General features: G+C 55.0%; 4 protein-coding genes and 2 pseudogenes. 1 reads left to right on the top strand and 5 read right to left on the bottom strand.

Annotated features, from left to right (window positions below; genetic code table 11):
- The 4 genes and pseudogenes from CHB90_RS27270 to nthA form a co-directional block, all read right to left on the bottom strand.
- Nucleotides 1–167 (bottom strand): annotated as a pseudogene (locus CHB90_RS27270) (acyl-CoA transferase); the annotation flags it as partial.
- Nucleotides 168–518: 351 nt separating this feature from the next.
- The gene (locus tag CHB90_RS25620) at nt 519–842 is read right to left on the bottom strand and encodes a hypothetical protein (protein WP_089280520.1); all 324 of its coding nucleotides are present in this window, start codon (nt 840–842) and stop codon (nt 519–521) included.
- Nucleotides 843–855: 13 nt separating this feature from the next.
- Entirely contained in the window at nt 856–1,494 is a 639-nt protein-coding gene (gene nthB, locus CHB90_RS25625) for a nitrile hydratase subunit beta (protein WP_089280521.1), read from the bottom strand.
- Nucleotides 1,494–2,141 carry a nitrile hydratase subunit alpha gene (gene nthA, locus CHB90_RS25630; protein WP_089280522.1) on the bottom strand — a complete coding sequence of 216 codons (648 nt, stop codon included), beginning with the start codon at nt 2,139–2,141 and terminating at the stop codon, nt 1,494–1,496. Before nthA ends, nthB begins: the two co-directional genes overlap by 1 nt.
- A gap of 508 nt (nt 2,142–2,649) precedes the next feature.
- On the opposite strand from nthA, the gene CHB90_RS26410 reads away from it, so the two are divergent.
- Nucleotides 2,650–2,829, top strand: coding sequence for a hypothetical protein (locus CHB90_RS26410; protein ID WP_141135987.1), 180 nt, complete (start codon nt 2,650–2,652; stop codon nt 2,827–2,829).
- 13 nt (nt 2,830–2,842) lie between these two features.
- Here CHB90_RS26410 and CHB90_RS25635 read toward each other — a convergent pair.
- Nucleotides 2,843–4,266: pseudogene (locus tag CHB90_RS25635) on the bottom strand (transposase).
- Nucleotides 4,267–4,401 lie beyond the last annotated feature (135 nt).

Genomic DNA, 4,401 nt, shown 5'->3' on the forward strand with positions numbered 1-4,401 from the left:
AGCGGCGACAGCGTCACCTCCGGCTCTCCCGGTTCGCCGTCGCGCAGGATCAGCAGGCCTGCCGTCGGTACGCGTTCAGGCAGGACGTCGCCCCGCAGAGCGGTGGCGGGCAGCGTTTGCAAAAGGAAGTGCAGCGCGGTGAGGATGGTTTCGCGGGTGGTGGACATGTTCGCTCAGTCCGTTTTTCTTCAGTGCGGCAGCAACTTCGAGACAAATGCAGAACTTGAAAGCTCGAACGCAGCGTTCGACGCGATGGGCGGAAGCTGCCCTTCGCTGCGCCTCGGTCGAACTGGCAAAGTGCGGACACGCCCGCCTTTTGCACGCGCAGCTTTCGCTCACGCAGAAATCGTTCGCAGGCGCGGCACGAGTATCGCTGCAACGCAGCCCGTTTCACCAAAGCCGCCGTTCAACCCGGTCGTGGCACCCCAAATTCAAACCGTCTTTTCGCTGCGATGTGATCGAAGGGGAATGACGCGGACAAACCGGAGTTCAACGACCAGGATATCGTGGGCTGTAAACTAGTTTTTTAACGCCACAGGCTGGCCGTGTGGCGTCCCCAGATAGGCCGCACGCCAATCAGATTCTCGCTCGTCCACCTCGGCCCGCGAGGCAAGTTCACTCTTTTCCAGCATCATCCCCAGCGCCGTCAGGAACGCGTCATAATAATTAGCGTCATCATCGGTGGCCCCGTCTGACTGTCTCTGATCAAGTTCGGCACCAAGAGCCCGCGACCATTTCTCAGGGTCAACTTGTTTATTTTTGACAAGCAGATCCAGGACGGCGATGACTTGAGCGTGCCATAGCTCCGTGAAATCTGCGGTGCTCTCCTGGCAAACAGACATGGGCCGACGGTTCTCAGACCGGTTCAAGGTAACTGTCCCACATATCAATCAAAAGGCTGTCACGGCTATCCGAAGCCTCGGGCCAAAGCTCCGCCATTGGGAAACGGACGACATATGTATGTTCGTTGCGGATGACACCAATGGCAGAAAGATCCGGCAAAGGTTGAAGGCCCATCACACTGTCCACGACACCGGTGCGTCCACGGATATAGCCAGCCAGCCGCGTATGATTGGCACTGACGTCTCGCTGTGCGACGACGCGCTCGCCAAGTTTGAACCTTGGCTTGGTTTCAAGAATTTCTTTGACAGGTGTTGGTGACTTGTATTCAAAACCTTCGCCTCTGGCCTTGCCTGCTAAGAATTCTTCAACATCTGCGACCCCCTCATCAACGAGTGTGGCCATTACAGCGAGATTCCACTTATCAAAATAGTCCAACCGCAGGTAAAGATCAGGCGGCAGGCGCTCGATTACATGGCGAAACCAGTCCAGCGTCCAGCCTGTTCGATCCGTCGACAGTTTTGTCATGCTCATCATCGCGATGGCCCAAATACGCGCTTTCCATTCTTCCGAAAACATCACTGTGTCATTTTCAGTAGTGTTTGGTATTGGCCCAAAGCCCTGAATGCCACCGAGGTCGTGAACGGTATCCATCAGCCTGCCCCTCCCACCGGCGACAGGTCCCTGACGGTCCCGATCATGGAGTTTCGCGTAACCAGATTGGCGAGGTCGTCTTTGGACCAGTCATCAGTTCCTGCGGGGCGAGACGGCACAACCATATAGCGCCGATCAGATGTTGAGTCCCAGACTTTGACCTCGACATCGTCCAAAAGATCAGTCCCGAATTCCGACAGAACGCCGCGTGGGTCGCGGACGGCGCGTGCGCGGTACTCGGCCGACTTGTACCACGACGGAGACATTCCCAATAACCCGAGCGGATAGCATGAGCACAAAGTGCAGACGATCAGGTTGTGTACCTGTGGCGTGTTGAAAACTGCACGAAGATTGTAATTGTGTGGCGCGGTCGGGACGACTTCAACAAACGCCGCATCCGCATCCTGTTCCAGTCGCATCGCATAGTCCGGATCAGTCCATGCCTGTGCAATCACTTTGGCACCATTCATTGGGCCAACATTTTCTGAATAATCCTCGAGCCACTTATCCACGCCATCCGCTGCGAGAAAACCTTTTTCAACCAGAACTGTTTCAAGCGCTTTTAGGCGAAGGGCCGGTTCAGACGGAAGATGGCTGTGCAGTTCGCGGTGAAGTTTGGCGACCTTTTCGGAATCGTATGTACTCAATGCGCCCTCCAGTTTCTCTCGAGAATTCTTCGCATCTTGCGACTCGTTCCAGTGGCTGATCTGCTCTTCTAGGCACCACGGATTCCAACGCAGTATAGGACATTATTGATTCGAGTCACCAATCCAATCGGGAACACGTCTGCTTCGGCTCTAAGCGAACGCTCGGCGAGAAATTTTGAACGACCCTTGTCCAAGACGGAATGGCACACGGTCCAGGGTTGTTCCCGAAAGTGACAAGATTTTTAACAGCTTGGCATAGGGCACGGCAGTAATGACCAACGGCAGGTCTCAGATTTCCAGACCATCAGCCGAAGTGGCGAACCGCGCGATTAAAGTTGGGAAAGTGGTTCAAGAAAAGCTCCGCCTCTCCATCAATGATCAAAACCGCTCCACTGTAGTTGCTCTTCGTACGCGCAAGTCGCGAAACTCGAAAAGACAATCACTTGTATGGCAGGTTTATCCCGCAGTCTGTGAATTCGCGGCTTCAGATTTGCTGCAGACTGCGTGAATGACCGCAATCGCCTCTGCGATGCAGCAGAAATTTCGCGGCGGCGCAGTGGGATTTCGTGCTGCGAGCGCGCGCAGCGAGAAAATCGAATTCACAGATTGGGCTGATTGTGTTGAAAAACTCGTTGGTTTTGGCGTGTCGAAGCGGACTATAGCGTTGATTTATTTCGGATGTCCGTAGGCCAACCACCTTGTCATCCGACGGCTGGTCCCATTGGCTTGAGTTTCGCTAATTTCCGGAGGTTTTGGGCGGTTGCGGCGAGGGTGAACTCGTCTTGGACGCCGCATGGCCCGCGCAATCGGAGCCTGCCCAGACCAAGGATGCGTTTGAGATGTGCGAAGAGCATCTCGACTTTCTTTCGCCGGTTCTGAGCGGTTTGATTGAACTCTGATGCCGTACACTTGCGGGCGAAGTCTCTGACGATTTCGTATTTCTCGCGATGGATCGCGCGGGTCTCTGATTTGGGACAGCATTTGGCTTTTAATGGGCAGTTCATGCAATCGGTTTTGAGAGCCCGGTATTTGCGCGCTTTCCATTCGGGCGCGTTCCGGGCGGGATCGGAATAGGTTCGCCGAGTGTGCAGCATCTCCTTTCCTTCCGGGCAGATGTAGCGGTCATTCTCATCGTCCCATGTGAAGTCGGAACGTGAGAATGTGCCGTCCTTGCGCTCCCCTTTGTCCCCTCTCGGCAGATTGCTTCGCAATCGCCTGCCGGGCAAGGAATGACAGGAATGAACGGAAGTATCTTCCGTTTGGTGGTCAGCCAGACGAGATTGTCAGCGGACCCATAGGCCGTGTCCGCGGCGATCCAATCCGGCTTGAGCTCAAAACGCTCTTGGGTGCGATCGATCATCTTACGCATCGCGCCCACCTCGGCGGTTCTGTTCGAGCGGCTGGCATCCACGTCAACGATGATACTGTGATCCGTATCGATCAGATAATTGGTGGAATACGCAAAGAAAGCTGGGCCCTTCCGGGCCGCAGTCCATTGGCTGGCCGGGTCAGCATGAGCAGTAAACTTGGGCTTGGTCGTGGTGGCCGCTCCAAAGGCCTCGTCATCCAATGTGTCGAGATATTCCTGCACCGCGCGTGGTGCGTCATCGACGTCGGCCACACGGGCTGCCCAATCTTCAGGGTTACTGGAGTTCTGTTTCTGGACATCTGCACTGATCAAGCTGGCATCGACGGCAAATCCGTGGCCACCCACCAGTCCTTCTTTCATGCAGCGCGCAACGGTCGTTTCGAACACATGCCGCAGCAGATCGCTTTCGCGGAAGCGCCCGTGGCGGTTCTTCGAAAAGGTTGAGTGATCTGGAATACGGTCGTTGAGGTCAAGGCGACAGAACCAGCGATAGGCCAGGTTTAGATGAACCTCTTCGCACAAGCGGCGTTCGGACCGAATGCCAGAGCAATAGCCCACAAGCAACATCCGGATCATCAATTCAGGATCAATGGATGGGCGACCAGTGTGGCTGTAGAAATCTGCCAGATGCGCACGAATACTACTCAGGTCAACGAACCGATCAATCGACCGCAACAGGTGGTTTTGGGGAACGTGATCTTCCAGCGAAAACTCATAAAACAGTGCTGCCTGAGCTTCCTGCCTTGGTCCCAACATCGCCAACCCTCCAATTCATTACATGAATTGAATCAGTAGTTCGTGAGGCTCCGGCGGGGGCCGTCTGACTTCGGCTACGATCCGATGATAAGTCCGACCTTATGTCTGATTTCATTTACCGCCCTCAAATCGAAG

The sequence above is a fragment of the Antarctobacter heliothermus genome, assembly GCF_900188425.1.
GTDB classification, from domain to species: Bacteria; Pseudomonadota; Alphaproteobacteria; order Rhodobacterales; family Rhodobacteraceae; genus Antarctobacter; species Antarctobacter heliothermus.

Excerpts from the sequence above, each read along its gene's own strand:
- CHB90_RS25620 (WP_089280520.1), bottom strand. The coding sequence starts at position 842 with ATGTCTGTTTGCCAGGAGAGCACCGCAGATTTCACGGAGCTATGGCAC.
- CHB90_RS26410 (WP_141135987.1), top strand. The coding sequence starts at position 2,650 with ATGACCGCAATCGCCTCTGCGATGCAGCAGAAATTTCGCGGCGGCGCA.
- nthB (WP_089280521.1), bottom strand. The coding sequence starts at position 1,494 with ATGGATACCGTTCACGACCTCGGTGGCATTCAGGGCTTTGGGCCAATA.